This is a genomic window from Methylobacterium sp. WL18 (genome assembly GCF_008040015.1).
In the GTDB taxonomy this organism is placed as follows: Bacteria; Pseudomonadota; Alphaproteobacteria; order Rhizobiales; family Beijerinckiaceae; genus Methylobacterium; species Methylobacterium mesophilicum.
Window position 1 is genome coordinate 1 of record NZ_VRVD01000570.1, and the last position, 3,037, is coordinate 3,037.

Sequence of the window (3,037 nt, forward strand, 5' to 3'; positions counted from 1 at the left end):
TGGCCCTGCTCGCCCTGGCCTCGGCCGTCGAGGCCGGGCGCCAGGCCGCCCTGATGGCGCCCACCGAGATCCTGGCCCGGCAGCATTTCGAGCGGCTGCAGCCGCTGGCCGGCGGTCTACGCCTGCGCCTGATGACCGGCCGCGACCGGGCCTCGGAGCGCAAGAGCACGCTCGCCGCCCTCGCGGCGGGCGAGATCGACATCCTGGTCGGCACCCACGCCCTGTTCCAGGAGGCGGTGACCTTTCGCGATCTCGGCTTGGCGGTGGTCGACGAGCAGCACCGGTTCGGCGTGCACCAGCGCCTGGCGCTCGGCGCCAAGGGCGAGGCGGTGGACTTCCTGGTCATGACCGCGACGCCGATCCCGCGCACCCTGGCGCTGACCTTCTTCGGCGACATGGACGTCTCGGTCCTCGACGAAAAACCCGCCGGCCGCCAGCCGATCCGTACCCTCACCCTGCCGACCGAGCGGATCGACGAGGTCGTGGCGGGGCTCGCCCGGGCGATCGCCACGGGGGAGCGGGTCTACTGGATCTGCCCGCTCGTGGAGGAATCCGAGTTCATCGACCTCGCCGCCGCGGCCGAGCGCTTCGACGACCTGAAGCAGCATTTCGGCGACGCGGTCGGTCTGATCCACGGCAAGATGCCGGGGCCCGAGAAGGATTCCGCCATGGCCCGGTTCGCCGCCGGGGAGACCAAGGTCCTGGTCTCGACCACGGTGGTGGAGGTCGGGGTCGACGTGCCCGAGGCGACCATCATGGTGATCGAGCATGCGGAGCGGTTCGGCCTGGCGCAGCTGCACCAGCTCCGGGGCCGGGTCGGGCGCGGCTCCAAGGCGTCGTCCTGCCTGCTGCTCTACCGCGGGCCGCTCGGGCAGGTGGCGCGGGCGCGGCTGGAGATGATGCGCGACAGCGAGGACGGCTTCCGCATCGCCGAGGCCGACCTGAAGCTGCGCGGCGAGGGCGAGGTGCTCGGTACCCGTCAGTCGGGCCTCGCCGCCTTCCGGCTGGCGCGGCTCGAGAGCGACGGCGACCTCCTCGTGGCCGCCCGGGACGATGCCCGGATGATCGTCGAGCGCGATCCCGGCCTGAAGAGCCCGCGCGGCCAGGCGTTGCGGGTCCTGCTCTACCTGTTCGAGCGCGACGCCGCGATCCGGCTGATCGGGGCCGGCTGACCGAGTCGTCCGAGCCGCGGCTTTCCTGAACGGCGCCGTTCAGGAAAGCCCCCCGTTCAGGAAGGCGCCACCGCGGGCCTGCGCGCCAGGGAACAAACCGCACGCAACCGCCGGCTGATGCACGCGGAGCACGTCTTGCGGTAAAGGTCTATGTTTTACAGTGACTTGTGCTGAGCCGCCGGCGCTCCGGGGCCGGCCTCGCGGCGGTGGGAGAGCGCGTAGGCAGGAGCCTTGACCTTGCATCAGCCACAATCGTCCCTTAACTGTAGATGAACGAATGGCCCGGTAAGCCGGGACATCACGGACGAATCTGGAGGACGGACATGTCGAACGGACTGTTCCAAAACCTGCCGGGCTCCCACGAGATGGCCGGTATCCAAGCCCTGCCGACCGAGCCCTGGCTGCTGCCGATCTCGGACGGCGCCGTTGCAGCGGTGACGAAGACGTCGGAGGATCTGCAGGCCGCCGTCCGGCGGGCCGCGCGTCCCTTCTGGCTGGCCGCCAACGGGCTCTGCATCGCGCTCGGCCTGGCCCTGACCATCCAGTGCGCCACCGGTTGGACCCCGACTCCGACCCGCAGCGCCGTGACGGTCGCCCAGGCCACGCCGCCGACCATCGCGCCGCAGACGGCTTCGCTGCAGCGCTGAGCCGCACGAATTCAGGCTGACCGACGGATTTCAGGGTCGTCCCGCGCGCGCGGGGCGGCCCTTTCCGTTGGGCCTCACGCGTCCTGCGGCTCCCGGTGGGCCGCCGGGTCGCCCGCCTGCTGCGCCGTCCGCAGGGACGCCGCCATGGCATGGAGCCGACCCTGCGGGTCCTCCGGCTGGATCACGCCCGCCGACATCACCAGCTTGGCCGCGTCGTCGACGCTGATATGCAGCTCCACCACCGCCGAGCGCGGCAGGTAGAAGAAGAAGCCCGTGGTCGGGTTGGGCGCGCAGGGCAGGAACACCCCGACCATCTCGTCGGCGCCGGCGGCGTTCCGGGCCTGCAGCGCGCCCTCGACCTCCGGGGAGGCCGGAGCCGACAGGAACACCACCGACCACGTGCCCTTCACCGGGAACTCGACCAGGCCGACCGTGCGGAACGATGTGCCGTTGGCCGAGAACAGGGTCTCGAAGATCTGGCGCAGGCCCTTGTACAGGCCGGAGATCACCGGGGTGCGGGCCAGCAGCACCTCGCCGAACTCGATCACCGAGCGGCCGACGAGGTTGGCGGTGAGGAAGCCCAGCAGCGTCACCGCCAGGAACGCGATGACGAGGCCGAGGCCGGGGATCGAGAACGGCAGGTAATGGTCCGGCAGGTAGTTCGCCGGCACCAGCGGCTTCACGAAGGAATCGATCAGCGCGATGAACCACCACGTGATGTAGGCGGTGATCGCCAGCGGGCCGGCCACGATGACGCCGGTGAGGAAATAGGTGCGCAGCCGTCCCCGCGCGCTGACGCGCGTCTTCGGGGTGGCGGGGCCGGGCGCGGATGCGTCGGGCTCGGGAGCCTGAATCGGCGGGGAACTCGGCGCCACGGGTGCCCTCTCGGCCGCTCGACCTGCGGCGATCCTGCCTGGGGGCGATCGGTCCCCCGAGGGCACAGGTAGCGGCTGCGCTTGTCAGCCTCAAGGGCGGCGGGCCGTATGTGACCCGACGGAAAGGTCCCGGACCCAAAAGGTCGTCGACCTTTGCGGGTGCAGGGCGGAGCCCTGCTGCTCTTCAGGGGCCCACCCCCGAACCCGGCCAAAGGGCAAAGCCCTTTGGAAACCCGATACTCAGAAGGCCAGGGCCGGCATCGCCTCCCGGGGGATCACCGCGCCGCGATGCCCGATCACGGCGCCCGCCAGGCGGTGCGCCTCGGCGGCGGCGGCCTCCGGG

3 protein-coding genes are annotated in these 3,037 nt (G+C 71.2%); 2 read left to right on the forward strand and 1 reads right to left on the reverse strand.

What is annotated here, in order from left to right; translation table 11 throughout:
* Window positions 1-1,172: ATP-dependent DNA helicase RecG (locus FV228_RS25100; RefSeq protein ID WP_147857035.1), on the forward strand; the 1,172-nt coding region annotated here is incomplete at its 5' end.
* Window positions 1,173-1,495: 323 nt separating this feature from the next.
* Window positions 1,496-1,819, forward strand: coding sequence for a hypothetical protein (locus FV228_RS25105; protein WP_147857036.1), 324 nt, complete (start codon window positions 1,496-1,498; stop codon window positions 1,817-1,819).
* A gap of 74 nt (window positions 1,820-1,893) precedes the next feature.
* On the opposite strand, the gene FV228_RS25110 is transcribed toward FV228_RS25105, so the two are convergent.
* Window positions 1,894-2,694, reverse strand: a complete 801-nt coding sequence (locus tag FV228_RS25110; protein ID WP_147857037.1) for a DUF502 domain-containing protein — start codon at window positions 2,692-2,694, stop codon at window positions 1,894-1,896.
* Window positions 2,695-3,037 lie beyond the last annotated feature (343 nt).

Coding starts and splice junctions, on each gene's coding strand:
- FV228_RS25105 (WP_147857036.1), top strand. CDS start 1,496: ATGTCGAACGGACTGTTCCAAAACCTGCCGGGCTCCCACGAGATGGCC.